The sequence below is a fragment of the Azospirillum sp. BE72 genome (genome assembly GCF_031455875.1).
Taxonomy (GTDB): domain Bacteria; phylum Pseudomonadota; class Alphaproteobacteria; order Azospirillales; family Azospirillaceae; genus Azospirillum.
Window position 1 is genome coordinate 415,420 of sequence record NZ_JAVDTO010000003.1, and the last position, 26,171, is coordinate 441,590.

22 protein-coding genes and 1 riboswitch are annotated in these 26,171 nt (G+C 68.6%); of the genes, 8 read left to right on the forward strand and 14 right to left on the reverse strand.

What is annotated here, in order from left to right; translation table 11 throughout:
* The first annotated feature begins 91 nt into the window (after positions 1–91).
* Positions 92–568 (forward strand): Lrp/AsnC family transcriptional regulator, encoded by a 477-nt coding sequence (locus J2Y49_RS13495; RefSeq protein WP_310115365.1) that lies wholly within the window; start codon positions 92–94, stop codon positions 566–568.
* A gap of 22 nt (positions 569–590) precedes the next feature.
* On the opposite strand, the gene J2Y49_RS13500 is transcribed toward J2Y49_RS13495, so the two are convergent.
* The 8 genes from J2Y49_RS13500 to J2Y49_RS13535 form a co-directional block, all read right to left on the reverse strand.
* Entirely contained in the window at positions 591–1,739 is a 1,149-nt protein-coding gene (locus J2Y49_RS13500) for a glycosyltransferase family 4 protein (protein WP_310115366.1), read from the reverse strand.
* A gap of 2 nt (positions 1,740–1,741) precedes the next feature.
* A complete protein-coding gene (locus J2Y49_RS13505; RefSeq protein ID WP_310115367.1) occupies positions 1,742–2,983 on the reverse strand; it encodes a glycosyltransferase family 4 protein in 1,242 nt (413 codons plus the stop codon).
* Entirely contained in the window at positions 2,980–4,275 is a 1,296-nt protein-coding gene (locus J2Y49_RS13510; protein ID WP_310115368.1) for a glycosyltransferase family 4 protein, read from the reverse strand. The genes J2Y49_RS13505 and J2Y49_RS13510 overlap by 4 nt, the downstream gene beginning before the upstream one ends.
* A 7-nt stretch (positions 4,276–4,282) precedes the next feature.
* Complete coding sequence (locus tag J2Y49_RS13515; protein ID WP_310115369.1) at positions 4,283–5,248, reverse strand: GDP-L-fucose synthase; 966 nt, start codon at positions 5,246–5,248, stop codon at positions 4,283–4,285.
* 255 nt (positions 5,249–5,503) lie between these two features.
* A complete protein-coding gene (locus tag J2Y49_RS13520; protein ID WP_310115370.1) occupies positions 5,504–6,499 on the reverse strand; it encodes an SDR family NAD(P)-dependent oxidoreductase in 996 nt (331 codons plus the stop codon).
* Between the two features lie 47 nt (positions 6,500–6,546).
* Entirely contained in the window at positions 6,547–7,902 is a 1,356-nt protein-coding gene (locus J2Y49_RS13525) for a nucleotide sugar dehydrogenase (RefSeq protein WP_310115371.1), read from the reverse strand.
* Positions 7,903–8,320: 418 nt separating this feature from the next.
* Entirely contained in the window at positions 8,321–9,784 is a 1,464-nt protein-coding gene (locus J2Y49_RS13530; RefSeq protein ID WP_310115372.1) for a flippase, read from the reverse strand.
* Positions 9,785–9,876: 92 nt separating this feature from the next.
* Complete coding sequence (locus tag J2Y49_RS13535) at positions 9,877–12,012, reverse strand: polysaccharide biosynthesis tyrosine autokinase (RefSeq protein WP_310115373.1); 2,136 nt, start codon at positions 12,010–12,012, stop codon at positions 9,877–9,879.
* A gap of 414 nt (positions 12,013–12,426) precedes the next feature.
* Here J2Y49_RS13535 and J2Y49_RS13540 point away from each other — a divergent pair, with 414 nt between their 5' ends.
* The gene (locus J2Y49_RS13540) at positions 12,427–13,125 is read left to right on the forward strand and encodes a Crp/Fnr family transcriptional regulator (RefSeq protein ID WP_310115374.1); all 699 of its coding nucleotides are present in this window, start codon (positions 12,427–12,429) and stop codon (positions 13,123–13,125) included.
* Positions 13,126–13,490: 365 nt separating this feature from the next.
* Positions 13,491–13,694: a DUF2892 domain-containing protein gene (locus J2Y49_RS13545; RefSeq protein WP_310115375.1), complete on the forward strand. Its 204-nt coding sequence runs from the start codon at positions 13,491–13,493 to the stop codon at positions 13,692–13,694.
* Between the two features lie 87 nt (positions 13,695–13,781).
* On the opposite strand, the gene J2Y49_RS13550 is transcribed toward J2Y49_RS13545, so the two are convergent.
* Positions 13,782–14,351 (reverse strand): ActR/PrrA/RegA family redox response regulator transcription factor, encoded by a 570-nt coding sequence (locus tag J2Y49_RS13550; protein ID WP_044553362.1) that lies wholly within the window; start codon positions 14,349–14,351, stop codon positions 13,782–13,784.
* Between the two features lie 36 nt (positions 14,352–14,387).
* Complete coding sequence (locus J2Y49_RS13555) at positions 14,388–15,779, reverse strand: ActS/PrrB/RegB family redox-sensitive histidine kinase (RefSeq protein ID WP_310115376.1); 1,392 nt, start codon at positions 15,777–15,779, stop codon at positions 14,388–14,390.
* Positions 15,780–15,857: 78 nt separating this feature from the next.
* Between J2Y49_RS13555 and J2Y49_RS13560 the strand changes: the two genes are divergently transcribed.
* From J2Y49_RS13560 to tenA, 3 genes are all read left to right on the forward strand, one after another.
* Positions 15,858–16,664 (forward strand): ABC transporter ATP-binding protein, encoded by an 807-nt coding sequence (locus J2Y49_RS13560; RefSeq protein ID WP_310115377.1) that lies wholly within the window; start codon positions 15,858–15,860, stop codon positions 16,662–16,664.
* Entirely contained in the window at positions 16,651–17,502 is an 852-nt protein-coding gene (locus J2Y49_RS13565) for an ABC transporter permease (RefSeq protein WP_310115378.1), read from the forward strand. Before J2Y49_RS13560 ends, J2Y49_RS13565 begins: the two co-directional genes overlap by 14 nt.
* Positions 17,503–17,566: 64 nt before the next feature.
* On the forward strand, positions 17,567–18,253 hold the full coding sequence (tenA, locus tag J2Y49_RS13570) for a thiaminase II (RefSeq protein WP_310115525.1): 687 nt from the start codon (positions 17,567–17,569) through the stop codon (positions 18,251–18,253).
* Between the two features lie 166 nt (positions 18,254–18,419).
* On the opposite strand, the gene J2Y49_RS13575 is transcribed toward tenA, so the two are convergent.
* The 4 genes from J2Y49_RS13575 to J2Y49_RS13590 all read right to left on the reverse strand — a co-directional run bounded on the left by J2Y49_RS13575 (position 18,420) and on the right by J2Y49_RS13590 (position 22,152).
* Positions 18,420–18,998 (reverse strand): manganese efflux pump MntP family protein, encoded by a 579-nt coding sequence (locus J2Y49_RS13575; RefSeq protein WP_310115379.1) that lies wholly within the window; start codon positions 18,996–18,998, stop codon positions 18,420–18,422.
* An 83-nt stretch (positions 18,999–19,081) separates the two neighbouring features.
* A riboswitch (yybP-ykoY riboswitch) is annotated at positions 19,082–19,207 on the reverse strand.
* Between the two features lie 26 nt (positions 19,208–19,233).
* Entirely contained in the window at positions 19,234–20,580 is a 1,347-nt protein-coding gene (gene guaD, locus J2Y49_RS13580; protein ID WP_310115380.1) for a guanine deaminase, read from the reverse strand.
* A gap of 36 nt (positions 20,581–20,616) precedes the next feature.
* Entirely contained in the window at positions 20,617–21,804 is a 1,188-nt protein-coding gene (locus J2Y49_RS13585; protein WP_310115526.1) for a urate hydroxylase PuuD, read from the reverse strand.
* A gap of 159 nt (positions 21,805–21,963) precedes the next feature.
* Entirely contained in the window at positions 21,964–22,152 is a 189-nt protein-coding gene (locus J2Y49_RS13590; protein ID WP_310115381.1) for a hypothetical protein, read from the reverse strand.
* Positions 22,153–22,495: 343 nt separating this feature from the next.
* Between J2Y49_RS13590 and J2Y49_RS13595 the strand changes: the two genes are divergently transcribed.
* Complete coding sequence (locus tag J2Y49_RS13595) at positions 22,496–23,341, forward strand: phosphate/phosphite/phosphonate ABC transporter substrate-binding protein (protein ID WP_310115382.1); 846 nt, start codon at positions 22,496–22,498, stop codon at positions 23,339–23,341.
* Positions 23,338–26,100, forward strand: a complete 2,763-nt coding sequence (locus J2Y49_RS13600; protein ID WP_310115383.1) for an ATP-binding protein — start codon at positions 23,338–23,340, stop codon at positions 26,098–26,100. Before J2Y49_RS13595 ends, J2Y49_RS13600 begins: the two co-directional genes overlap by 4 nt.
* The last annotated feature ends 71 nt before the right edge of the window (positions 26,101–26,171 follow it).

The window sequence follows — 26,171 nt, forward strand, 5'->3', positions numbered from 1 at the left end:
TTCGTGGAAATAGCTTTCAAAGTGGGGCCAGCATACCTATGATTTTGGCAGGATTTTTCGCCTAACGCTGCTCCACCGGAGAAGTTTGCCGTTGCCTGCCGCCCTATCGGAAATCGACGTCAAAATCCTGATCGCCCTGCAGGAGGATTCGCGCCTGACCGTGCAGGAGCTGGCCGACCGGGTCGGCACCTCGCCGTCTTCCTGCTGGCGCCGTTTGAAGTCGCTGGAGGAGACGGGGGTGATCCGCCGCTACACGGCGCTGGTCGATCCGAAAGCGGCGTCGGTGGGAGAGTGCGTGTTCGCCCATGTGACGCTCGACCACCATTCGGCTGAGACCGCCGCCGTCTTCATCGACGCGGTGCGCAAGCGGCCGGAGGTGCTGGAATGCTATGCGGTGTCGGGCGATGCGGACTATCTGCTGCGCGTCGCGGTGCGGGCGATCGCCGACTACAACCGCTTTCTGGAGGAGTTCGTCTTCCAGCTGCCCTTCCAGGTCCGCATCCGCTCCAACTTCGCCCTGAAGGAGATTAAGTTCGAAACGGCCCTGCCGCTTGGGGGCGGGGCCTAGCGCCCTCCCCCATGCCTCTCTCCTACCCCGCCACGCGGCGCTTGGCCGGCACCGCGGCGGCGGCGGTCGCGGGGTGCGGGCCGGCGATGCGGTCGAGCAGCAGGTCCAGGCCGGTGCGGCTGGTCTCGTAGGCGACCCGCGCGCGGGTCAGCGTCTGGGCGGACGCGAGGGCCAGAGCCTCGCGGTCATCGGCCCAGGCCGCCAGGATCGGCAACGCCGCTTTCACGAAGTCGGCATCCTGCGGGACCAGCCCGTCGGCCGGGATGTCGGAACCGATGCAGCCGCGCTCATAGGCCAGGACCGGCACGCCGGCCGCCATCGCCTCGAACAGGACCAGCGGCTGCGCCTCGTTGCGATAGCGGGTGGGGAAGACGAAGACGTCGATGTCACGGTAGAAGGCCTCCTTGGCCTCGTCATGGATCGGGCCGTGATACTCGACCGCCCCGTCGAAGGCCATCAGGCCCGCGGCGATCATCGCATTGTCCTTCGGCTTCAGGCCGGGGCCGGCCAGCACCAGCTTGGCGTCCACCCCATCCAGCTGCAGAGCGCGCAGCAGGGCGAACAGCGTGTCCAGCCCCTTCTCGCTGCACAGGTTCGACAGGTGGCCGATGCGCAGGGGTCCGTCGCGCCGCGGACGCGGGGCAGCGTCGGGGACGGAGAAGATGGCGTTCGACATGGTCATGCAGCTGCGCGCCGCCGGGTAGATCGACTGGAAGCGCATCTGCATCGCCGGGCACAGCAGCACATGGGTGCAGTCGGGCCCGGCTATCCGGGTCAGCAGCCGCATTCGCCAGGTCGGCTTGCTGATGGTGGCAAAGGAATGGTGGTGCAGAACCCGCTCGTAGCCGAACAGGCGCGCGGTGCCGGCAAGCGCCGCGGTGTAGAGCGCACCCCAACCCGAATCGACCGGCATGTAGAAGCGCCGGTCGGCCTTGCCCACCCCGGCGGCCAGCCGCCCCATGGTCCCGAACACCCGCGCCATCTTGCGCAGGTGGTAGGCGGCGCCGCCGCCGTTCCACCCCGGCGACAGGTCCGCCACCTCGACACGGCCGCGCCCCCGCATGCGGTCCCGGAGACGGTCCAGCACCAGGGCGGTCACCCGGCTCATCCCGTCCACCGGCGGCGGCAGCCGTCCCGAGACGACCACATGGGTGCGCGCGTTCCGTTCCATCGTCAACTCCCGGTCAGTGCCGCTCCGGCGGACCGGCCATGCTGGCCACCCTCCGGGTCGGCGGAATAGTCGGACGCATATTCCGTGTCCGCGCTGCGCTCCGCCTTAGGGCCGCCCAGCGCCACCACGGCCTTCTCCACCGACTGGGCGAAGAAGCTCGCATCGGCCAAGGCCTGGAAGGGCCGCCCGTTCAGGCTCAGACGGCGCCATTCATCCTCATCCCCCGCGACCGACAGCATGTAGCGCGCCAGCCCCTCGGGGTTGTCCGGCTCCACGATGTGGCCGTTCAGGCCGCTGCGGATCAGCACGTCGCGGGCGCCGCACTGATCGGACAGGATGGTCGGAACCCCCATGGCCAATGCCTCGTTCACCACCAGACCGAACTGCTCCTCCAAGGACGGCAGCAGCAGGCAGAGCGTGGACCCCAACGTTTCGGCGATCCCCTTCTCCTGCAGAAAACCGCGGAAGATGATCGATCCGTCCAACCCGCGCCGCGTCACCTCGGCCCGCAGATCCGCCTCCAGGGGACCGGACCCGCAGAGATGGAGCGGACGGGCGGCCGGACCGGCCAGCCGCCGGTAAATGTCGTAGGCTTCGACCGCCCGGAACAAGTTCTTCTTCGGGACGAAGCGCGCGATGATGGTGAAGTGTCGATCGGCGAAGGGTACTCCGCCAGGGGCCGGCTCCATCCCGGACAGGCGCCGGATGCGGTCCAGGGACAGCGTGTCGTACCCGATATAAAGGCGGTCCTTGGGCAGTCCCAGCAGTCGGAAGTAATCCACCGTGCGGTGGCTGCCGCCGATCCCCGCCTGATAGGGGGAGTAGAAGACGCTCTTGACCATCTCCCGCCACAGGATGCGCGGCTTGTCGTCGTATTTGGACGCGTTCATGTTGATGACCTTGCGCCCGGTCAGCCGCATGGTCAGGGCAAGCGCGAAGACGTCCGGATCCTCGTAATGGCACAGGAAGACGAAGCGCGCGTCGACGCGCCGGCATTCGCGCAGCAGGGCGCGGTAGACCGCGGCCTTCGACAGGTCGGCCTTCGATTGGCCGGGGAACAGGGTGACTTTGCGGAAATTCTGCCCCGTTCCGGTCGAATCCCAGGCGTAGGTGTGCGATTTCGACCCGACCTCCAGCCCGATCACGTCATAGACATGGCCCAGTCGGCGGCCGACCGCTTCCAGCCGGTCCATGTGGTAGGGGCCGAACATCTCCCAACTGAAGACCAGAGCGGGCTTCTTCATGCTGCCTCTCCCAACAGAAGACGGGCGTATCGGTCGAGCGCAACGGCGCGGGTGGCATTGGCCTCCACCCAGGCGCGGCCGCGGCGGCCCATCGCAGTGGCGCGGGCGGAATCGGACAGCAGCGCCGCCACCGCCTCCGCCATGGCGCGCGGCTCCTCCGGCGGGGTGCACAGGAAGGCGCCGACCTGGGCCTCCAGCGTGGCGAGCGCGGACCCCGGCAGGCAGGTGCTGACGAAGGGCCGTCCGGCGGCGAGGATGGTCACCGCCTTGCCGGGCATGGCGAAGGCCGCCCCTTCGGGCCGCTGGGGCACGAGATGGACGTCGCCCTCCGCCATCGCTTCGTTCAGTTGGTCCTTGGGCGCCAGCGGCTGGAAGATCACGTTGCCGAGGCCCATGGCGCGGGCGCGCGACTTCAGCTCCTCCTCCAGCCCGCCCTGGCCGCGCATCTTGACCCGCGCCTGCGGCATCAGCTCCGCCAGATGGCCTGCCATGTCCAGCACCTGCTCCAGCCCCTGCTTGCGGGCGAAGGCGCCGCTGTAGAGCGCGGTCGGCGGCTGGTCGGGGCGTGGCAGCGGATGGACCGCGTCGGCATCGACATGGGGCGGGATCACATGGATCGGCTTGGTGACGCCAAGCTCCTCCAGAACGCCGCGCATCGGCTCCGACAGGACGACGATGGCGTCGGCGCGGTTCAGCGCCGTGCGCTCCATGGCGCGGATGGCCTTGACCGCCGCCTTGCCGCCCATGCCCAGTGCCCCGGCAAGCCCGGACTGGATGTCGTGGACGATGGCGACGTGGCGGCCGCCCGGCGTGGTCAGGCGGTCGGCGATGGCCACCGACAGGATCGACGGGCAGAGCGACAGCACCGCGTCGTGCCGCCCGACCCGGCCGCGGGCGAGTGCCGCGGCGAAGCCGGCATGCAGCACGCCCTCGTGGATCAGGCGGGCCTTCATGCCGCCGCCGGCCGGCGGGATGGTGGGCAGGCGCTCGATCAGCACCCCGTCCACGGTCTTGCGGTCCTGCGACCCGTCGATGTAGCCGTCATAGACCTTGTTGCCGGGATAGTTGGGCCGCGCGGTCAGCACGGTCGTTTCGGCCCCGGCCGCCGCGAAGGCGGTGGCGAGGTCGGTCATCATCGGCGCGCTGCCGGCCGGCTCCGGCCAATAGCTCTGCGCCACCAGCAGCAGCTCTTCCGGCACGGGCACGTCCGACAGGGACAGCGAGCTGGGAGAGGCCTTGGAAGCTGGCCGGTCGGTGACCGGCTCCCGCAGATGGATGGAATCGTCCGGCATCGGGGCTTTACTCCGCTGCCTGCTTGGAAGCTTGGCGACGGTCCGGAGCGGCGTTCTCCAGGAACCAGTCGTAGGTGCGGCGCAGCCCCTCCTCCAGCGACACCCTGGGGCGCCAGCCGGTGGCGAACAGGCGCGACACGTCCATCAGCTTGCGCGGGTGGCCGTCGGGCTTGCTCAGGTCCTGGGTCAGCGTGCCGGTGTAGCCGACGGTGTCGCGGATCAGCGCCGCGAGGGAGGATATGGCGATGTCGTCGCCGGGGCCGACATTGATGATCTCCTCGCTGTCGTAATGGTCCATCAGGTGCAGGCAGGCGTCCGCCATGTCGTCGACATAGAGGAACTCGCGCCGCGGCGTGCCGGTGCCCCACAGCGTCACCGTCGGGTCGCCCGCCAGCTTGGCGTCGTGGAAGCGGCGGATCATGCCCGGCAGCGCGTGCGAGGTCTCCGGATCGAAATGGTCGCCGGGGCCGTAGAGGTTGGACGGCATTGCGCAGATGGCGTTGAAGCCGTACTGGCGCCGGTAGGCCTGGCACATGGTGATGCCGGCGATCTTGGCGACGGCGTAGGGCTTGTTGCTCGGCTCCATCGGGCCGGACAGCAGCGCCTCCTCCTTGATCGGCTGCTCGGCATGCTTGGGGTAGAGGCAGGAGGAGCCGAGGAACAGCAGCTTTTTCACGCCGCCGCGCCATGCGGCGTCGATGACGTTGTTCTGGATCAGCAGGTTGTCGCGGATGAAGTCGCCGCCGAAGCGGTCGTTGGCAAGGATGCCGCCCACCTTCGCCGCGGCCAGGATCACGTGCTCGATCCCCTCGCGGTCGAAGAAGGCGCGCACCGCCGCCTGGTCGGTCAGGTCGAGCTGCGACCGGTCGCGGATCACGAGGTCGGTATGCCCGGCCTCGGTCAGCCGCCGCAGAATGGCGGACCCGACGAGTCCCCGGTGGCCGGCGACGAAGATACGGCTGTTGCGGTCCATGCGGGCCGTCTCCTTAAGATCTTGTGCGAGCTCTTGCCCCCGATTGCCCCCACCCCGACCCTCCCCCGCTCTCGGCGGACCGAAGGTCCGTCCGATGCGGGGGAGGGTGATTGGAGTCTTGTCGGCGTTCAGCGGCAGTCCCTTCCCCGCCCAGCTCTCGCACAAAGCTTCGCTTTGTGCTGACGCGGCAGGCGGACCGTAGGTCCGCTGAGAGCGGGGGAGGTTAGGTGGGGGTCTAACCCCCCAGTCGACTCCCTACTCCGCCGCCTGCCCCAAGCGCCCCAGATCAGCCCGTGCACGCTCCGCGTACCACTCCACCACGCCGGGCAGGCCGGCGGAGAGCGGGATGCGCGGGGTGAAGCCCAGCGCCGTCAGCTTGGCGATGTCGGGACTGCGGCGGTCGGTGCCGCCGGGGGCGGCCGGGCCGGGCATCACCTGGGCCTCGCGGCCGAGGCAGGACACCGTCTGCCGGGCGAGGTCGGCGATGGTGACCTCCTCCGGGTTGCCGACATGGTAGATGCCGAGATGCTCGCCCTTGTCGACCACCGTCACGATGCCGTCGATGGCGTCGTCGATGTGGACGAAGGCGCGGGTCTGGCGGCCGTCGCCCTGGATCTGGAAGGGCACCGGCCCGCTGGGATGGGAGGCGATCGCCTCCACCGCGCGGCGGGAGAACTCCGGCACCACATGCTCCCAGCCCATGTCGGGGCCGTAGACGTTGTGCGGACGGAAGATCGCCACGCGGTCGAAGCCGCTGCGGCCCCAGTTGACGGCCAGAAGCTCCGAGATCAGCTTGGAGCCGCCGTAGCTGTAGCGGGCGTTCAACACGTCCGGCACCACCAGCGGCACGTCCTCCGGCGTCGGCACCACCGGCGGGGTCTGGTAGGCCTCCGAAGAGGAGGCGACGACGAGGTCGCCCACCCCGTCGGCACGGCAGGCGTCCAGCACGTTCATCATGCCGCGCACGCCGACGTCCAGCACAACCTCCGGCTTCTCGTAGAAATGCTTGGTGCCGTTGACGGCGGCCAGATGCAGCACGCCGTCGACGCCACGCACCGCCTCGCGCACGGCGGCCGGGTCGCGGATGTCGCCCTGGACGAACTCCACGTCGTCCAGCACGCCGGCCAGCCGCCCGGTGTGCCCGCGCGAGTTGTCGTCCAGCACGCGGACGCGGTGGCCGTCACGGACCAGCCGCTGGACCAGTGCGGCACCGATGAAGCCGCTGCCGCCGGTGACGAGATAGTGTTTCATGTCGATCAGATTCCTCTTCCCAAACCGCTTTGCAGACCCGGATTGCGTCAGGCCACATGCGCGTAGCGGGCGGCGCCATGGCTGCCGAGCGCGACGTAGGCGGTGCCGTCCGGCAGGTCGACATCGCGGCTGTTGAAGTTGTTCCAGAAGTCGTAGATCACGCCCGGCCGGTCCATCCGCTGGGCCAGATCCGGCAGCGGCATGGAGGTGAAGACCGGGTGGTTGTTCAGGATCACCGCAAGGTTGGCGCCGGACACCGCCTCGGTCATGTTGGCCGCCGGCTCCAGCCCGAAGGAGCGGATGTCGTCCGGCCGCACCACCGCGTCGAAGCCGCGCAGGCGGGCGGTGGGGAAGCGCTGGCGCAGCTCCTCCAGCACCGGCTTTGCCATGGTGCCGCGCAGGTCGTCGGTCGCCGGCCGGCCCTTGAAGGCGAGGCCCATCAGGCTGATGGTCGGCACCTCCGGGAAGCCCTGCATCGAATGGGCGAGCTTGCCGAGGAAGTCGGCGACCTCGACCGGCTGGCTTTCGTTGACCAGACGGCCGGCAGCGGTGATCGCCATCTCGACGCCGACCTCGCGCGCCGCCTCGATCAGGATGTGGGGGTCCTTCTCCAGGCAGGGGCCGCCGACCGGGCCGGGCAGCGGCAGGTTGGTGCGCGGATAGCCCAGCTTGCCGGCGCGCGCCACCTCGACCGCCGAGATCTCCATGGCGTTGCACAGCTTGGCGATCTCGTTGGAGAAGGCGAAGGTGACGTCCCGGTAGGTGTTGTCGACCAGCTTGATCAGCTCCGCCGTCTCCAGGGTGGAGACCTTGACGGTGGTCGGCGTCAGGAAGCCGAAGATCTGGGCGGCGCGGGTGGCGACGTCCAGGCTCTCCGCCCCGATGATCTGCGGCAGTTGGTTCAACTCCAGCAGCGCCTGCCCTTCCAGCGTGCGTTCCGGGCAGAAGGCGATGTCGAATTGCTTGCCGGTGGCGCGCAGGATCGGCGCCACGACGTTGCGGGTGGTGCCCAGCTTCACGGTGGAGCGCAGGATGACCAGATCGCCGTCATGCAGGCAGCTGGCGACCTGACGGGTGGCCGCCTCGATCATGTCGGTGCGGACCCGGCCGTCCTTGCCGAGCGGCGTGCCGACCGTGATGATGAAGACGCTGGCCTTGCTGCAATCCTGTTGGTTGCGGCTGAAGGTGAAGCGACCGCGCGCGATGACGTGGCGCAGCTTCTCCGTCAGGCCCGGTTCGTGGAAGTGCGGGTTGCCCTGGCCGAGCTTGTCGAGCACGTCCTGCCGCACCTCGACCCCATGCACCTGGAAGCCGGCGTCCGCCATCGCCACCGCCAGCGTCAGGCCGACATAGCCGAGCCCGAGGACGCTGACGTTACGATCGGAAAAAGTCTTGGGAAGCATCGTCGCTCCTGCCGTTTGCTGAGGCCCCGCCACCGGCGGCGGGGTCTTAGAGTTTGGAGACGCCCCGACTGCCCTGCCCTGTCGCCAAGGATGCAGACGGAGAAACCTCGAAATTCGAAATTGTTTTCTTGTTGTGACTTCGCCGTGACGATGAAGTACCTCGTTACCGGCGTTGTGCAGCGCGAAGTGTTTCAGAAATCGCCGTCCGATGGAAAGACCATGATTGCAGATCACGGCCGTATTAATGGTACTAACCCTCGTCGCGTCCTAATGAATGCTTGGAGGCACCAACAGAGACGTTCGAAAGTGGTGCAATAGGCGCATTCCGCTCCCGCAGCCGAAAGCCGATGGACGGCATTGCAAAATTGTTGGGTGCGATCACTGGAGCAGGCAGCCGGACTGTCATGCTTCACCTCCTTCACGCCGTGGCTCTGGTCAGCCGGCGCAGCCTTTTCGGGCGCACCAGGCCGGTCAGGACGGCCACCAGCGCATAGACCACGACCATCGCCGCGCTGCCGGCGGCGAAATGCACCAGCGCCGGCATGCGGTCGAAGAACGGGGCGCCGACATGGGCCAGGGCGAAGGCCGTGCCGATGGCCGCGCCGGCACACAGCATCGCCCGCGCGGTGATCCCGACATACAGCTCGCCCACTGCCCGACGGTGGATCCAGGCGATGGCGACGGTGGCGGCCAACTCCGCGGTGAAGGTCGCCATGGCGGCGCCCTCGATGCCGTAGCGGGGAATCCACCAGATGTTCAGCAGGGCGTTCAGCGCGCCGCCCGACAGCATGGCGATCATGTAGCCGGTCTGCCGGTGCCAGACGAGCAGCGGGTTGCCCAGGATCATGTTGGCGTAGACCACCGCCGAGGCCAGCATCAGCAGCCGCAGCGCCAGCGTCGCCGGGGCGTAGGCGTCGCCGAACAGCGTGCCCAGGATGACCGGCGCCAAGGCGAAGCCACCGGCGACGACCAGCCCGCCGACCGCCAGCATGACGCCGGCATAGGCGCGCATCCGGTCGCGCATCGGCCCGATCTCGCCATAGGAGGCAGCCAATTGCGGCAGGAAGGCGTTCATCACGATGTTGCCGACCAGATTCGCCAGGGTCTGGATCTTCACCGCCGCGCTGTACCAGCCGACCTCGGTGTGCGGAGCCAGGAAGCCCAGCATCACCACGTCCAGATGGGTGAAGATCGCCCAGGCGAAAACGCCGACCGCCATCGGCGTCGCCGCCGTCAGGATTTCGCGCCACACCTTCAGGTCGATCCTCGGGCGCAGCGTGCCGAAATCGCGGCGGAAACGGCCGATCATGATCAGCGCGTTGACGGTGATGGAGCCGCCGGTGATGGCGGCTGCGGTGATGGCGTCCTCAGGTCCACGCACCAGCAGGAAGACGAGCAGCATGGAGCCGATGGATGTTCCGATCTCGCGCGTGGCGATCACCCCCATCTTCTCGGTCGCCTGGTAAACAAAGTCGAGCACCAGGGCGTTCCCGAGCAGCTGCACCGCCTGCACCAGAAGAACCGCCTTCACCTCCATCGGCTTGTCCAACGACAGGATGAAGACTGCATAGATGGCACCCACCACCAGGGCCAGTACGGTGCGCAGCGTCAGCACATGCTCCGACAGTTCCGCGGCCCGGTCCCGGTGGTCGTTCCGATCGCGGTCGCGCGCGATCTCGCGGATGGCGTAGGTGGACAGGCCCATGTTCACGAACAGGGCCGCATAGGCCATCAGCGAAGTGCCGAACCCCAGCACGCCGAAGCTGTCCGGGCCCAGCACCCGCGCGGTCCAGGCGGCGGTGACCAGCCCGCTCGCCATCGTCGCCGCCTTCGCGGCGGCAAGGGCTCGGATGTTCCGGAAGATGCGGTGGCCAGCGGACATTCACAGGCTCTTCGGTGGTGGAAACGTCTTTTGAATCAAGGGGGCAAAAAGCCCTCTCCCGCCCTGTGGGGCGGGAGAGGGGGGAGCCTTCCTCAGTTCGCATAGTAGCGGCGGTAGCCGTGGTATCGGCCGCTGTCCGGGAACTCGTATTGTGCGTGGCGCCGGGTATCGACCTGACTGAACAGGACGCCCACCACCTCGCCGCCGGCCTCGACCACCTCCTTCAGGCCAGCCATGGCGGTGCCGCGCTTGGTCAGCCCCCAGCGGACGATGAAGACGGTCTGGTCGGCGAGCGCCGCCAGCAGCTTGCCTTCCGACACCGCCAGGACCGGCGGCGAATCCAGGACCACGCGGTCGTAGTTGACCGACAGGCGCGACAGCAGCTGATGCATGCCGGACGAGCCCAGGGCATCCTGCGGCAGCGACGGGCCGTGACCAGCGGGGATGACGTGCAGGCCGGTGCGCGGATCGACCTGGATGACGTCCTCCAGCGCAGCGGTGCCGGCCAGCACCTCCGACAGGCCGCGGTTGTTGGCCATGCCCAGCATTTCGTGCAGGCTCTTCCGCCGCAGGTCGCAATCGACCAGGATCGTCCGCTGGCCGGCGTTGGCGCAGGTGCGGGCGAAGGCCGCGGCGACGGAGCTCTTGCCCTCGCCCGGAACCGACGAGCTGAACAGGATCACCCGGTGCCGCCCGTCGGGGTTGGCGAGCAGCAGTGAGGTGCGCAGGTTCTGCATCGATTCCGCAAAGGCGGAGATCGGCTTGTCGACCACATAGCTGGCAGGCGATCCGCCGAAGCGCGGGATGCGCGGCACGATGCCCAAGCTGCGCACGCCTGTCGCCAGTTCGAACTGGTGCGGGCTGCGGAAGCCGCCGTCGGCCCGTTCGCGCAGCATGGCCAGAAGCACGCCCAGCGTGCCCGACGCCACCAGCGCCAGCAGCACGATCAGCTTGCGGTTGGGCTGCGACGGGTCGAGCGGGATCGACGCCTCCGACACCACGCGGGCGTCGGGCTGGCGCATGTCGGTCTGTGCCGCGATCTGCTGCGACCGGGTCAGCAGCGCCTCGTACATCGACTGCGCGGTGGTGGCGTCGCGTTCCAGTGTGCGCAGGCCGACGGTCGCCTGCTGCTGTTCGTTCTGCTTGGCTTCGGCCTGATCCAGGCTGGCCTTCAGCCCCTGCTCGCGGCCCTTCGCCAGTTCCACCTCATTGCTGAGGTTGGAGACGATCTTGCCGACATCGGCCCTGATCTGGCCTTGCAGGTCACGCAGCTGGCTCTGCAGGGCCTGCAGCATCGGGTGCTTGCTGCCGTATCGGTTGGTGGCGTCGGCGATCTGCCGCTGGATGTCGACCTCGCGCTCGCGCAGGGCCTGGATCAGCGGGGATCCCAGCACGTCGCCGACCGCCGAGGCGCCGCGCGGCGAGTTTGCCATCGCGGTGACGTCGCGCAGCTTGGTTTCCGCCTCCTGCCGCTTGGTGCGGGCCAGGATGTAGTCGGCGTTCAGCTGGCTCAGCTGCTGGCCGACCACCGTGCTTTCGTTGACCGACGAGGTGGTCAGGCCATGCTGGGTCCGGTACTTCTCCACCGCGTCACCGGTGGTCTGCGCTTCCCGGCGCAGGTCGGCCAGCCGCTCTTCCAGCCATTGAGTGGCGCGCTTGGACGCCTTGAACTTCTCGTCGAGCTGGTCGACCAGATAAAGGTCGGCCATGGTGTTGGCGATCAGGGAGGCCTTGCGCGGATCCTCGCTGTCGAAGCTGACGGCGATGACATAGGAGCGGCCCTGCGGCCGGACCGACGTGTTGTCGAGCACCTCGTTGACCACCGAAGTCAGATGGTTTCGCTCGATCTCCTCGGGCGACAGCGGCACGTCGCTGGTCTGCTTCCAGCTGTCGGGAATCCAGTTGCGCGGGTTCAGCGCCGCCACCCAGCCGGGGGGCGGCGGCCGCAGCGAGGCGTTGAATTCCGGATCGTTCATCAGCTTCAGCTTCGCCACCACCTTTTCGGCGAAGGCGGGCGATTTCAGGATGGCGACCTCGCTCTGCAGGGAGCTGATGTCGGGCGTCATGTCGGAGACCACCCCCTCGAAATTGAGGACGGTGTTCTTGCGATGCTCGACCATGATCAGGGTCTCGGCCGTGTAGAGCGGCGTCATGCGGAACGCGGCGAGGACCGCCAATCCGGTGCCGACCACGATCACCGTGCCGATGAGCAGCTTGTGCCGCCGCAACAGCCCGGTGGTCCGGCGTACCGCACTGGCCGCACTGGCCGACAGATCGTAGGAGATTCCGGGGGAGACGGAACCTGGGCCCCGCCGAGACTCAGGGGTATTGCGTCGGGGTTGATCCTGAAGTTCCTGGGTGGCCAAGGGGGTCCTCCTCGCGTAACGACCAAAAGCGCGGCCATAGGACCGTCCGTTAGCCCGATCCGCCGTTTCGGACAGTGGCTGCTGTCCGGCGGGCAGGCTCGGCGGTTCGTCCGATTGGCTGAAACGCAGTGTTAGTCCAGCCGTTGCATCGGCCATCCAGTGCATGCGGCGAGCAATGGGCGCGCAGTGGGTAGCCTTCCTGACCCTGTTGCAGTGCAGTATGGACCGCGGGGCCAGGACGGGGGATAATAGTGGTTACTCGGAAGGACAGGTTCCATGACGAACGAACGAGCGGACGAACGGACCGACTGGGCTGCGCTGATCCCTGCGCTTTTCCCCACTCTGGCCAAGCTGGAACCGGATTCGGCAACCTGTCTGTGCAACGCCGGCCGGCGGGTGAACGTTCCGCGCGGAACCGTCCTGTTCCGTGCCGGCGACCGTTGTCACACCTTCATGATGGTGCTGGATGGCGCCGTGCGGGTGCAGATGGCGTCGGAAACCGGGCGGGAGATCGTGCTGTACCGCGTCTCCCGCGGGGAAACCTGCATCGTCACCACCGCTTGCCTGCTGACCGACAATCCTTACAGCGCCGAAGCGGTGGCCGAGACCGACATCGACGCGGTGGCGCTGGCGGCCGGCCCCTTCCACGATCTGGTGGCCCGCTCCGCCGCCTTCCGCAACTTCGTCTTCGCGTCCTTCGGCAACCGGCTGACCGGCATGATGATGCTGATCGAGGAGGTTGCCTTCGGCCGCGTCGATCTGCGCCTGGCCCGTTTCCTGGCTGACCGGCGCGACGGCGCCGGCGGGCTGGACGTCACGCATCAGGCCCTTGCCGTGGAGTTGGGCACCGCGCGGGAGGTGGTGAGCCGCCAATTGAAGGAATTTGAACGCAGCGGACTAGTGGCCTTGTCGCGCGGCCGGATCCAGGTGCTCGACCCGGCGGCACTCTTGGCACTGGCCGGAGGCCAGCTATGACTTAGGGTTTACACTTAAATGCTATGCATACCAACTTTTCCGCTACAAAGGATATGATAAACAGGATAGAGTCAGTCATTCCTTAGACGGAGGATTGCGTCATGATGTGCCGTCACGATACCCCCACCGTCTGCGTGATCCGACAAATCCGCAACCATAGCCGCGAATGCAACAGCCTGCCTGCACGCGAAATGCTGCTGCGGATCGAACGGCGGATCATCCAATTTCTCGAAGAGGGACAGGTATCACCATCCGTCCCGTGGCCCGACCGACATTGCGTAGCCAAGTGTGATTCCATCACAGACGGAAGGATGGCCCAGGCGTAGAGCGGTGGACATCGCCGCACAAACACGACAGGTGCCGTCATGAATTGCCGCAATGTGGGCCCGTTGGATCGCGCGCTGCGCGCCATCGTCGGGCTGATCCTGCTTTCGCTGACCGTCGTCGGGCCGCAGACCCTGTGGGGGCTGGTCGGGCTGGTGCCCCTGCTGACGGCGATCGTCGGCTTCTGCCCCGCCTACACGCTGCTGGGCGTCAAGACCTGCCGCACGGAAGACCGCACCGCCTGACGGGCGCATCAGCCCGCCATGCGAACGGCCCGCTCCCTTCCGGGGGCGGGCCGTTCGCGTTTTCCCGGAAAGTGCCGGGCCGGGGAGTCAGGCGCGCGGGGCGTGCTTGTTCAGGATGCGCTGCAGGGTGCGGCGGTGCATCTTCAGGCGGCGGGCGGTCTCCGAGACGTTGCGGTCGCACTGTTCGAAGACGCGCTGGATATGCTCCCACCGCACGCGGTCGGCCGACATCGGGTTTTCCGGCGGCTGGGGCAGCGGGCGGCCGTCGGCCAGCAGCGCCGATTCGACGGCGTCGGCGTCGGCGGGCTTGGGCAGATAGTCGACCGCGCCGGCCTTCACCGCCGCGACGGCGGTGGCGATGTTGCCATAGCCTGTCAGCATGACGACGCGGGCGTCGGGGCGGGCGTCGCGCAGGGCGGACACCACGTCCAGGCCGTTGCCGTCGCCCAGCCGCAGGTCGACCACCGCGAAGGCGGGCGCGGATTCCTGCGCCACCTCGATGCCGAGCTGCACGCAATCGACTGCGACGACGTTGAAGCCGCGCTTTTCCATGGCGCGGGCCAGCCGCGTGCGGAAGGGGGCGTCGTCGTCGACGATCAGGAGGCTGCGGGTGACGTCGCCAGTGAAGGTCAGCTTGACGGCATCGCCCGACAGCAGGTCATCGGTTGTTTTGAGGGTGTCCACCGTAAAACCTCACTTCTTGGCGTTGATGGTCTTCCAGCGCACGGAAATCCGCGCACCGCTGCCGCCCTGATTGGAGTGCCCGCCGGCGGTCTGATCGGCGGGCGGAATGCCGGCCGGCGGATTGTTGGTGTAGCGCACCGTCGCGCCGGTCTTCTCCAGCAGCGTCTGCGCGATGAAGATGCCCAGCCCCATATGTCCGCCGCCCGTCTGCCCCTTGGGGCCGGAGCGCTCGCCGCGCACCGACAGGTACGGCTCGCCGATGCGGCCCAGCAGATGGGGCGGGAAACCCGGGCCGTCGTCCATCACCGTGATGGTGACGCCGCGGCCGTCCCAGGCGGCGGCGACCGTCACCTTGTGGCGGGCGAACTGGTGGGCGTTCTGGATGAAGTTGCCGATGCCGTGGATGATCTCCGGGCTGCGGCGCAGGAAGGGTTCCTCCGCCTCGCCGACCGGGTGCGGTTCCACGACGAAGTCGATATGGCCCAGCCGATGCGGCGCCGCGGCGGCTTCGATCAGCGTGGTCAGCGGCAGCCGTTCGAACGGGTCGCCGCCGTCGGCCTCGGGCTTGCGCGCTAGATCGGCCAGGATCTCGCGGCAGCGCATCACCTGACTCTGCAGAAGCTCGACATCCTCGCCATAGGGGCTGTCGGGCGGCAGGTCGCGCGCCAGCTCCTTCGCCACCACGGCGATGGTGCCGAGCGGCGAGCCCAGTTCGTGCGCGGCGGCGGCGGCGAGCGCGCCCAGTGCGCCGAGGCGCTGTTCGCGGGCAAGCGCCACCTGCGAGGCGGCGAGCGCATCGGCGAAGCGCCGCGCCTCGGCGGCGACGCGGAACACATAGCCGGCGATGAAGACCGATGACACCGACAGCGACAGCCACACGCCGAAGGCATAGAGCGGCGCCATGGATCGCACCGGCTCCTCCCACGGCAGCGGGAAGTGCCAGAGGGCGAGCGCGGTCAGGCAGATCAGGTTCAGCCCGGTCAGCAGCACCGTACTGTAGCGCGACAGGATGGCCGCACCCACGGTCATCGGCGCCAGCAGCAGGATGGCGAAGGGGTTGCTCAACCCGCCGGTCAGATAGAGCAGCAGCGTCAGCTGCAGCATGTCGTAGCTGAGATACAGCGCGGCGTCGCGGTCGGCCAGCCGCAGCCGGCCGCCCTGCTGGGCCATCGCCACCACGTTCAGCAGGGCCGACGCGCTGATGGCGGCCAGGACCGGCCCCAGCGGCAGCGGGAAGCCCAGGCCCAGGCTGACGAATCCGACCGCCGCCAGCTGCCCGATCACCGCGACCCAGCGGATCAGGATCAGCGTGCGCAGCGTGATGCGGCCGTCGGGCTGCGCCCATTGCGGCGGGGCCGGGGCCGGAACCGGGGCGGGCAATACGCTGGCGAGCGTCACCATGATCGATACCCCTGGCCTGCATGCCCGTCGCCCGCGTGCCCCTGGCGGTTGCGGCTCCCGCCGCCATATTCTGTGCCCATGACCGAGCGAACCATTCCACAGCATCCGCCCGCCATCCGGGTGGCCGGGCTGACCAAGCGCTTCCCCACGCCCGGCGGCGGGGAGGTGACGGCGGTCGACGCCATCGACTTCACCGTGCCGCGCGGCAGCGTGACCGGCCTTCTGGGCGGCAACGGTGCGGGCAAGACGACGACCATCTCGATGCTGCTGGGGCTTTTGCTGCCGACGGCCGGGACAGTGGAGATCCTGGGCGTCGACATGGCGCGCCATCGGCATGCCGTGCTTCCGCGCATGAACTTCTCCTCCCCCTACGTCGAACTGCCCCATCGGCTGACGGTGCGGGAGAACCTTACCGTCTATGCCCACCTCTACGGTTTGACATGCGTCAAAAAGCGCGTCCGAGAATTGTCCGAGCATCTTGACCTGACGCGTTTTCTCGATCGACCGTCCGGCGGGCTGTCGGCGGGGCAGAAAACCCGCGTCGCACTGGCGAAAGCTCTGCTGAACGACCCGGAGCTTTTGCTGCTGGACGAGCCGACGGCCTCGCTCGACCCCGACACCGCCGACTGGATCCGGACATATCTCGAGCGGTACCGCGCCCGCACCGGCGCCACCATCCTGCTCGCCTCCCATAACATGCTGGAGGTGGAACGCTTATGTGACAGCGTGCTGATGATGCGGCAGGGGCGGATCGTCGACCGCGGCGCGCCCTCCGCCCTGCTCGCCCGCTATGGCCGCCAGACGCTGGAGGAGGTGTTCCTGGACATCGCCCGCGCTTCGGACGGCACGCTCCTGGCCGGGGAGGCCGCCGATGCCGCCGAATGACGCGACCGCTCCCCACCCGATCCCGCGGGCCGACTTCTCGCTGCGCCGGGTCGGCGCCATGGTGCTGCGCTATTGGTATCTGCTGCGCGGGTCCTGGCCGCGCATCCTGGAACTGGCCTATTGGCCGACCATGCAGATGATCCTGTGGGGCTACATCAACCAGTTCATGGCCTCGACCAGCGGCGGCGGCAGCGGCTGGGTGGCGCAGGGGGCCGGGGTGCTGGTCAGCGCCGTGCTGCTGTGGGACGTGCTGTTCCGCGGCCAGCTCGGGGTGTCCATCTCCTTCCTGGAAGAGATGTGGTCGCGCAACCTGGGCCATCTGTTCGTCAGCCCCTTGCGCCCCGGCGAATGGGTGACGGCGCTGATGACCATGAGCCTGCTGCGCACCCTGATCGGCGTGCTGCCGGCGGCGGGGCTGGCGATTCCCTTCTTCGGCTATTCGGTCTTCGCGCTCGGCCTGCCGCTGGCCGCCTTCTTCGCCAACCTGATCGTGCTGGGCTGGTCGCTGGGGCTGCTGATCGTGGCGCTGATCCTGCGCTATGGCATGGGGGCGGAGGGGCTGGCCTGGATCGTCGTCTTCATGCTGGCGCCGGTCAGTGCGGTCTACTATCCGGTTTCGGTTCTGCCGGCATGGCTGCAGCCGGTCTCGCTGGCGCTGCCCTCGGCCCACGTGTTCGAGGGCATGCGGGCGCTGGTGTTCGAGGGCGTCCTGCGCTGGGACCATCTGGCCTGGGCGGTCGGGCTGAACGCGCTCTACATGGCGGCCGGCGTGGCGGTGTTCCTGTACGCCTTCCGGCAGGCACGGGTGCGCGGCGCGTTGCTGCAAACGGGCGAATGATCGGTAGACTATGCGCCCGATACCGTCAGCGATCCCGGAGACCGCCATCATGTCCCTGCCCGCCATGACTGCCTCGGCCCCCCGCCCCGACCTGTTCGACCGGCTCGTCGCCGAGGCCCGGCCGGACTGGTCGGCCTATGTCGACCATGCCTTCGTGCGCGGGATGGGCGACGGGACGCTGCCGCAGGAGTGTTTCCGCCATTATCTGGTGCAGGATTACCTGTTCCTGATCCATTTCGCCCGCGCCTACGCGCTCGCCATCTACAAGGGTCGCGACCTGCGCGAGATGCGGGCGTCGCTGAACGGGCTGAAGGCGATCCTGGACGTGGAGATGGACCTGCATGTCGGCCTGTGCGCCGGCTGGGGCCTGTCCGCCGCCGAACTGGAACAAGCGGCGGAGGCCAAGGCGACGATGGCCTACACCCGCTATGTGCTGGAAACCGGCCTGCGCGGCGATCTGCTGGACCTGCATGTCGCGCTCAGCCCCTGCGTCATCGGCTATGCCGAGATCGGCCGCCGGCTGGCTGCCCTGCCCGGCGCGCTGGACGACGCCAACCCCTACCGCGCCTGGATCGCCGAATATGCCGGCGAGGCCTATCAGGAGGTGGCGCGGGCGGCGCGGGAAAACCTGGACAGGCTGGCCGCCGACGGGATGACGGAAGCACGCTTCCCCCGCCTGGCTACGGTGTTCCGGCAGGCCTGCCGGCTGGAGGCGGACTTCTGGGAAATGGGGATGACGCTGGCGGGGTGAGGGGGTGGTAACGGAGAAGCGTCGGCTTCGAATGTCCCCCACCCTGGCCCTCCCCCGCTGGGCGGGGGAGGGGATTAAGTGCTTGCTCGGATGAGCAGCGGCAGTCCCTCCCCCGCCCAGCGGGGGAGGTTAGGTGGGGGTCCAACGCCGCAAGAATCGAGGTCCCTCACCCCAGCGTATGCTCAAGCAGAATCTTCGCCCCCAGCCCGATCAGCACCACGCCGCCGGCCATTTCGGCCCAGCGCCCCAGATGCGCGCCGGCGGCACGCCCGATCAGCACGCCGCCGAAGGCCACCGCGAAGGTCACGGCACCGATCAGTGCCGAAGTCGTCACCATGTCCACGTCGACCAGCGCCAGGCCCGCGCCAACGGCGGCGGCGTCGATGCTGGTGGCGACGGCGGTGGTCAGCAGGGCCAGCCATTCGGCGCGCACGCTGCGCACCGGGCCGCAATCCTCTTCGCCCTCATCCTCGCCGGCCATGATTGCGTTGCGCAGCATGGCGCCGCCGACGGCCAGCAGCAGGCCGAAGGCGATCCAGTGATCGACCGATTCAACGAGGCTTGCGAAGGCGATGCCGACGCCCCAGCCGACCAGCGGCATCGCGAACTGGCAGATGCCGAAGGTCGCACCCACCCGCACCGCCTCGGGCAGGCCGGCACGGCGCGAGCAGGCGCCGCGACCGAGTGCAGCGGCAAAGGAATCCATGGAGAGGCTGAAGGCGAGCACGAGGGACGTGGCGATCATGGCTATTCCCGGGCCAGACAACTCAGTGGAACCGGACGGACTCCGGCTGGCCGCGGAGATGCCCGATCCACTGGTCTCGCCGGGTCGGCCCGCTGGCCGCCGTGCGCGCCATGGCGGTAGCGGCCGGAGGCCGGAACCATCCAAGTCTGTTGACGCGAACCCCGCCCGGTCCGAATGCCGGCGGGTGGCTACTCCCCAATGACGGCGGAAGTCCTACAGGGACTAGGGGCTTCGGTCAAGCGCCCGATTGCCGCAGGTGCGAATTGCGGCCGCGCAGGTAGGTGGCGGCCACCGACCGGTCGTCGCCCAGCGTCATTTGGATGAACAGCTCCTCCTCCAGGTCGCCGTCGACCGCCTTCATGCGATGTCGCATAGCCGGCGTGGCGGCGGGGTCGAGAACGACGAGGTCGGCCCAGCGGCCGGGCTCCAGACTGCCGATCTCGTCGGCCATGCCCAGCGCCTCGGCATTGCCGCGGGTCATCCAGTGCAATGCCGCGAGCGCCGGCAAGTTTTGGCGCCGCAGCTGCAGCACCTTGTAGGCCTCCGCCGCCGTGCGCAGCATCGAATAGCTGGTGCCGCCGCCGACATCGGTGGCGATGGCGGTGCGCACCGGCCGCTCCGGCTTCGACAGGGCGTCGAGGTCGAACAGGCCGCTGCCGATGAACAGGTTGCTGGTCGGGCAGAAAACGGCGACCGACCCGCTTTCCGACAGCCGGCCCATCTCCGCTTCCGACAGATGGATGCAGTGGCCGAACAGCGAGGTCGGACCCAGCAGCCCGAAACGGTCGTAGACGTCGGTGTAGTCGCGGGCGCCGGGGAACAGGCGGCGCACCTCGGCGATCTCGTCGGTGTTCTCGGACAGGTGGGTCTGCATGTGGACGCCGGGATGCTCGCGCAGCAGCGCGCCCGCCGCCTCCAGCTGCGCCTCGGTCGAGGTGATGGCGAAGCGCGGGGTGACGGCATAGCGCTGCCGGCCCCGCCCGTGCCAGCGGTCGATGAGATCCTTGCCGTCGCGGTAGCTGCTCTCCGCCGTGTCGGTCAGGGCGGGCGGGGCGTGGCGGTCCATCATCACCTTGCCGGCGATCAGCCCGGCGCCCCGCGCCTCGGCTTCCGCGAAGAGAGCGTCGACCGACTGCGGATGGACCGAGCCGTAGACCACCGCCGTGGTCGTGCCGTTGCGCAGAAGCTCGTCCATGAAGAAGGCGGCGTTGGCGGCGGCGTGGACCGGGTCGGCGAAGCGCTGCTCCTCGATGAAGGTGTATTTCTCCAGCCAGTCGAGCAGCTGGGCGCCGTAGGAGGCGATGACCTGGGTCTGCGGGAAATGGATGTGGGTGTCGATGAAGCCGGGCAGCACCAGCTTGCCGCCGTGGTCGTCGACCGCCACCTCCTCCGGCACTTGGCCACGCAGGTCCGCCCAGTCCCCGACCTCCAGGATGCGCCCGTCGGCCCCCACCAGCAGCAGCCCGTCTTCGTGATGGCGCACGGCATCGAAATCGCCCGGCCCGGCAGGCGCGCGGTGGAAGCTGAGCAGGCGTCCGCGGATGGCGGCGGACACAGGGGTGGCGATGGACTGGTCGGGCATGGGGATCCGGTTCGACAAGAAAGCTATGAGAGCGGGTTACTTAATGTTCCCCGACCACGCCGCCAACACCGCGCGCTCCTGGGGCGTGATTCCGGTGATGTTGGCGGGGGGCATGGCGCTGCTGAAACCGGCCTGCAGGCGGATCTGCTCGGCATGGCGTCGGATGCCGTCGCCTTCCAGCACCACGCCGCGCGGCGGGGTGGCGATGCCGTCCCACACCGGCTGGGCGGCGTGGCACATGCTGCAGCGGGTGGCGACGATCTCCTCGACCTGGGCATAGCCCACCTTCACCGGCGCCGCAGCGGCGGTGTCGCCGCCGGCAGGCCCCATGGTGCTGAGCCAGACGCAGCCCAGCATGCCGGCGGAGGCGACGCCCCAGGTCCACCAGGGCGTCGGCTTGCCGGCATGGCGGCTGTTGAAGAAGTGGCGGATCGCCGTGCCGACCACCAGAACCAGCGCCACCATCACCCAGTTGTAGCGGGTGGAACTGACCAGCGGATAATGGTTGGACAGCATCAGGAAAACGACCGGCAGCGTCAGGTAGTTGTTGTGCAGCGACCGCTGCTTCGCCTTCTTGCCCAGCGCCGGGTCCGGCGTCTCGCCGCGCAGCATGGCGGCCACCGTCTTGCGTTGGTTGGGGATGATCAGCATGAAGACGTTGCAGGCCATCATGGTCGCCATCAGCGCTCCGACCTGCAGCATGGCGCCGCGCCCGCTGAAGATCTTCGTCATGCCCCAGGCAGTCGCCACCAGCAGCACGAAGCCGGCGACCGCGAGTGCCCCATCGTTGCGGCCCAGCGACGACTTGCACATAAGGTCATAGGCGACCCAGCCCGCCACCAGCGCCGCGACGCTGATCGCCACCGCCTGCCAGTGGCCGAGCGCCATCACGTCCTGGTCGATCAGGAACAGGTCGGCGCCGCGGTAATACAGCACGCACATCAGGAAGAAGCCGCTGAGCCACGTCGCGTAGGATTCCCACTTGAACCAGGTCAGCTCTTCCGGCAGCTGCGGCGGGGCGACCATGTATTTGGTCATGTGGTAGAAGCCGCCACCATGGATCTGCCACGCATCGCCCGCCGTCCCGGACGGCGCCCCCGCCCGGCGGCGCAGCGAGGCGTCGAGATGGATGAAGTAGAAGGACGATCCGATCCAGGCGATGGCGGTGATGACGTGCAGCCACCGCGCCAGGGCGTTGATCCACTCCCACAGGATGGGCTCCATCACGCGCACGCTCCTTCCACTCAGGGTCCGGGCTACTCAGGGTCCGGGGCTGGACTCTCCGACATGGAGTCTACGGCGATTGTGCGGGTGCGGAAAACCGCGCTCCTGTCCCAACAGCTTCAAAGAATGGCGAAAGATGAAGGACCGGCCCGCGGAACGTCACCCTGCCAGTTCCGCGGGCACCGGAAGTTCCTCCCCCTCCTCGCGGCGGAGCATCCAGACCAGCCAGCGTTCGGTATGGATCAGGAGACGCCGGGTCTCGACGCTGTCGCAGCCGCGGCTGTGTTCACGCAGCAGGCGAATTGCGCGGTAGATGGCGGATTGTGGATTGGCGGTGCGTTCCGGCAAGGCGGCTTTCCTGGCGGGCGGTGAAGTCCGCCGACACATAGCGGACCGCTCCGCAACCAAAGCGTGATCTTTCTTGGCCACGGACCTGTTCCAGCAGCACCGGCCGGTCTCGGAATTGCGCAGGGGCGAAACAATAGCGCGAGTGGAATTGGCAGAAATTTCAAAAGCATGGCGGCAGTCGAAACCCTGCCCGTGACAAGCGCCGATGTCACCGCCCTGCGCGCTCTTGTCCCTATCTGTTGCATTTATCCAATGTTATATCTTTTGGCCTAGGCCCGGTGTCTGGCCGCCGTCATCACAGCCGTCCGTTCGCGCGCCTGCATTCCGCAAGGATCGAATCCCCATGACCAAGCGCCTGTCCGCCGGCATCCTCGCGCTTTGCTCCGCCCTCCTCTGCAGCCTGACGGCGGCCATGCCGGTCCGGGCGGAGGAGCCGGCGCTGCGCATCGGCATCGCCCCGCACACCAGCGCCCGCGTCATCGTCGAACAGTACCAGCCGGTGCGCCGGGCGGTGGAGGAGGCGCTCGGCCGGCCGGTGGAAATCGTGACGGCGCCCGATTTCACCGCCTTCGCCCGCCGCGCGGTCGACCAGGAATACGACGTCGCCGTCACCACCGGCCATCAGGCGCAACTTCTGCGCAAGGACGCCGGCTATCTGCCGCTGCTGACCTACAAGGCGGACTTCCGCGCCGTGGTGGTGACGGCAGCCAAAGGACCCTATCGGACCGCGGATTCGCTGGCCGGCACCACCGTGCTGGGGCTCAGCCCGTCCTCGCTGGTGACGCTGTGGGGCCAGCGATGGCTGGCCGACCGGACGCTGCTCAATGTACAACTCCGCTATGTCAGCGCAGCCGACAGCGTGGCCCAGCTGATCCTGGCCGGCGACGCGTCGGCCGGCTTCATGTCGCTCGCCAACCGCGCCAAGCTGGCGCCGGAGGTGCAGGCCCAGCTCGCCACCATCGCCGAAAGCCCGCCGATGACCGGCCGCGCCTACATGCTGAACGGCAAGCGGGCGGCGCTGCTGGAGCCGCTGCGCAAGGCCCTGTTCGCCTTCGGCGAGACGAATGAGGGAAAGACCTATTTCGACAGCAATCAGCTGGGCGGCTACCGTCCGGTCACCGACGCGGAGCTGGAGGCGATGGAGCCGCTGGCCGACGAGGTGCGGCGCGTCCTGAAGGCCGGCAAATGATCCTGACCCGTCTGGCCCCCTGGAAGACCCTGCGCGGGCGCATGCTGGCCGCCGCCATGGCGGTCGAGGCGATCATGCTGACCCTGCTGGTCGCCAACAGCGTACGCCTGCTCTACGGCAGCCTCGCCGAACAGGCCCGGCTGCACGCCGATCAGGTGGCGCCGGTGCTGAACGCCGCGCTGGTCGCTCCGCTGGCCCAGCGCGACTATGCGACCCTCCAGGCGGTCCTCGATGAAAGCCGATCCACCGGCGGGGTGCTCTATCTCGCCGTCAGCGACAGCAAGGGAAAGCTGGTGGCGATCAGCGGCTGGCCGCAGGACCGCAGGCTGCCCGATCCCGATCCGTCCCTGTCGCTGGACGGCAAGGACGGCGTCACCCGCTACGACGTGGCGGTGCCGGTGTCGCTGGCCGGGCAAAGGCTGGGCGCTGTGCAATTCGGGCTGGACCTGCTGCACATCGTCCAGGCGCGGCGCGACCTGCTGACCCAGGGCATCGCCATCGCCCTGTCGGAGATCCTGCTGTCGGCCGGGCTGCTGGCCCTGCTGGGCCTGTGGCTGACCCGGCATCTGGCGGCGCTGGCGCGGGCAAGCGAACGGGTGGCCGCCGGCGACTACAGCCCGCCGGACCTGGCGGAGGGCGACGACGACATCGGCCGGCTGGGCGCCGCCTTCAACACAATGTCGCACGCCATCAAGGAGCGCGTCGACCAGCTGACCGTGGCGCTGGACGAGCAGGAAGCGCTCGCCCGCGACGTGGAGCAGGAACGCGCCCGCCTGTCCGCGCTGCTGTCGGCGATGGATTTCGGCGTGCTGTTCGTCGGCGGCGACGGGCGCATCGCCTATGCCAATCCGGCCTTCTCCGCCCTGTTCGCGGTCGCCGGCGCGCCGGTCGGCCTCCGGCTGGACGAGACTCTGGCCACTGCCGGCAACGCCCCGCTGGACACCGACCACGCCCTGCTGTCGGCGGTGGATGCCGACGAGCGGCGCGAGATGACGCTGACCGACGGGCGCATCGTCAGCTGGCACAATGTGCCGGTGCGCAACGCCGCCGGGGCCGCCATCGGCAAGCTGTGGCTGTGCATCGACGTGACCGAGCCGCGCCGAGCCGCCGAACAGCTGCTCCAGGCCAAGGAGAAGGCGGAGGCCGCCAGCCGGTCGAAGACCGAATTCCTGGCGACCGTCAGCCACGAGCTGCGCACCCCGATGAACGGCGTGCTCGGCAACCTGACCCTGCTGGCCGACGGGCATCTGCCGGCGGAGGAGAAGCGGCTGGCCGGTGTCGCCCGCCGGTCCGCCGAGACGCTGCTGCGGCTGCTGGACGACATCCTCGACCTGTCGAAGCTGGAGGCCCGCCGCATCGACCTGGAGGAGGCCGACTGCGCCCTGCCACAGCTGATCGAGGGCGTGCTGGAGGTGCTGCGCCCCAACGCCGCCGACAAGGGGCTGGAGCTGTCGGCCCGGCTGATGCCGTCGGTGCCGGAGGTGATCGTCACCGATCCGGCCCGCCTGCGCCAGATCCTGTTCAATCTGGTCGGCAACGCCGTGAAGTTCACCGAGGAGGGCCACATCGCCGTCCGCGTGCGCCGGCTGGACCGCGATCCCGACGACCTGATCGACTGCCGCCATCCGGACTCCTTGCCGCTGGAGTTCGAGGTGGAAGACACCGGCATCGGCATCGCGCCCGACTCGGTGCCCACGCTGTTCGACCGCTTCACCCAGGCCGACAGTTCCATCACCCGGCGCTATGGCGGGACCGGGCTGGGTCTGGCGATCTGCCGCGACCTGTGCATGCTGATGGGCGGCAGCATCAAGGTCGACACCGCGCCCGGCCGGGGCAGCGTCTTCCGCTTCACCATCGTCGCCCGTCCCGGCGACCCGTCGGCCCTGCGCCGGGTCGATCCGTCCCAGTCCACGAGCGTCGGCGAGGCCGCGCGCATCGCGGCATTGCCGCCGCTGCGCGTGCTGGCGGTCGACGACATCGAGGTCAACCGCGACATCGTCCGCGGCATCCTGGAGCGTGCCGGCCACAGCGTGGCGCTGGCCGCCGGCGGCGGGGAGGCGGTGCGCATGGTGCGCGAACAGCCTTTCGACCTCGTGCTGATGGACATCCAGATGCCGGGCATGGACGGGCTGACCGCCACCCGCCGGGTGCGCGAGCTTGCCGACCCCAGGGGACAGGTTCCCATCCTGGCGCTGACCGCCCACGCCTCCGGCAGTTCCCGCCCGGAATGCCTGTCGGCGGGAATGAACGGTTTCATCACCAAGCCCTTGCGCCCGGCCGCCCTCTTCGCCGAGATGGCGTCGGTGCTGGGCAAGGCGGTGCCCGCCGCCCCGCCGCCGGCCGGCTCCGCCCACCAACCCACCCATCGACCCGCTGCCCCGGAGGCTGCCATGACCGACACGCAAGATGCCCCGGACGACGGCCCGGATACGGGCCTGCTGGACGAGGAGCAGGTCTCCCTCCTGCTGGAGGTGCTGACCGCCGAGGATTGGAGCGCCTCGCTGGACGGTTTCGCCGACAACGGCCGCAAGACCGTCGACGGCATGATCGCCCAGGCCCATGCCGGGGAGCCGCACAACCGCACGGCCCACACGCTGAAGGGCACCTCGCTGAACCTCGGCGCGGCGGCGCTCGGCCGTCTGGCGAAGGAGCTGGAACAGGCCCCGTCCGCCGCGGTCCTGGCGCAGCAGGACCGGCTCTACGACCTGCTCGACCGTTCCCTGGCCGCACTGCGCGCCCGCCGGCCCCAAAACGCCTGAACAGGCGCCTGAATGGGCGTCTGAACGGGTAGCCGGGCGGCCGGACTTGCACCAACAGGCGGTCCCGCCCC